Raw genomic sequence first — 1430 nt, 5'->3', positions numbered from 1 at the left:
CCGTACCGCCGAAGGGCGCACCCTCCGGGAGATCCGTCGCTGCCTCAAGCGCTACCTCGCCCGCGACATCTACCGCCGCCTCAACACCGCCGCTCAGAATGAGCTCACCGGCGCTTGACAGACATAGGAGATTCAACGGGCGACTCGAACACCTCCGCGGCTCCGCCCTCGGCTTCCGCAACCTCACCCACTACATCGCTCGGTCGCTGCTCGAAGCCGGAGGGTTCAGACCCGCGCTACACCCTCGTTCGTGAAGAGCCCTTCTTGTTGCGCACGTGCGCAAAGTCACGTAAGGTCCGAATAAGTTGCGCACGAAGAGGTGCGTCGCCTGCGGACGTTGAAGCCCGCAGCTGAACACGAGGGGGATAATTGCATACACATGACAGGACATCATTGCGTCGCCTACAGAAGGTCGCAGCACTCGTTGCGCCTTTCGTTATGGTCGCTGTGCTTTCAGTGACGACGCCGAGTTTTGCGGACTCTGGCGATTCAACGAATCCGGCGTTGCCGGCGGACATCACCGCTATCAGCGTCGAGGACTCGTAGGACACATTTAACGATGCCGTTCAAAAGTACGTACGAGTCGATGCCGGCTCAGTAGTGTTTGATCGTGAACAGGCGGTCCGGGATGGCGTGAGCGATGACGTTCTTGCTGCCGGCGAAATGGTGAACGGCCTCTCTGACGGGTACGCGTCCGAGTCGCCAGGAGGCGTATCGGCAAGGAAGCTGAGTCTCCCGATTTGGGGAAACTGGTGCGGCCCTGGCCACGGCGGCGGCGCTGCAAAGGATCTTCTGGATAGCGCCTGCCGGGCTCACGATAAGTGCTATGCAAAGAAGGGTTACTTCAACTGCTCGTGCGATCGCACACTGATCGCGACCATTAAGAGGGACTACAACCGCATGCACACGACTGAGAAGATTGCGGCTACGGCCGTCAAGGCATACTTCTCGGCTCAGATCCGCGTGAACTGCTAGTGGCAACCGGAGGAACTGTGGCCAGCAACGACACGACAAGGGCGACTGGTGGGGTCGGTTCGCGCAAAAAGCTTGCCGCTCAGGTGTGCATTTTTGCCGCCATCATTTGCTTGGTACTTTGTATAGTCTCTCCACTGACCGACAGCGGTGCGTTCATGATTACCCCACTATTCGGTCTAGTCACAATCGCGGTGGGGATCTACGCAAGGAGCTGGTGGACCATCCCGGTTGGAATCCTGGAGATTGTTGCTCCAGCGATCACAATTTATTTGACCTACTACGCACTGGCTCATGGCGCTTGACGCCCGCGAAAACAAGGGAAACCTATAATGCGCACAGCAACACGGCTTAATCGGGCTCTTCACAATTCGGGGTGTAGGTGTGGTCTGAATCCGTCGGCTTCGAGGAGTGCGCGGGCGATGTAGTTGGTGGGGTTGCGGAAGCCGAGGGCCAGG

At 58.6% G+C, this 1430-nt stretch carries 1 protein-coding gene and 1 pseudogene; both read left to right on the top strand.

Features of this window, described 5'->3' with window-relative positions:
* Positions 1-118, top strand: a pseudogene (locus FM110_RS13980) (IS110 family transposase); the annotation flags it as partial.
* 874 nt (positions 119-992) lie between these two features.
* Positions 993-1277, top strand: coding sequence for a hypothetical protein (locus tag FM110_RS13970; protein WP_143276403.1), 285 nt, complete (start codon positions 993-995; stop codon positions 1275-1277).
* The last annotated feature ends 153 nt before the right edge of the window (positions 1278-1430 follow it).

The sequence above is a fragment of the Brachybacterium nesterenkovii genome (assembly GCF_900163655.1).
Lineage (GTDB): Bacteria > Actinomycetota > Actinomycetes > Actinomycetales > Dermabacteraceae > Brachybacterium > Brachybacterium nesterenkovii.
Note: the sequence above shows the minus strand (reverse complement) of the source record. Positions and strands in the feature narration are given on the sequence as shown.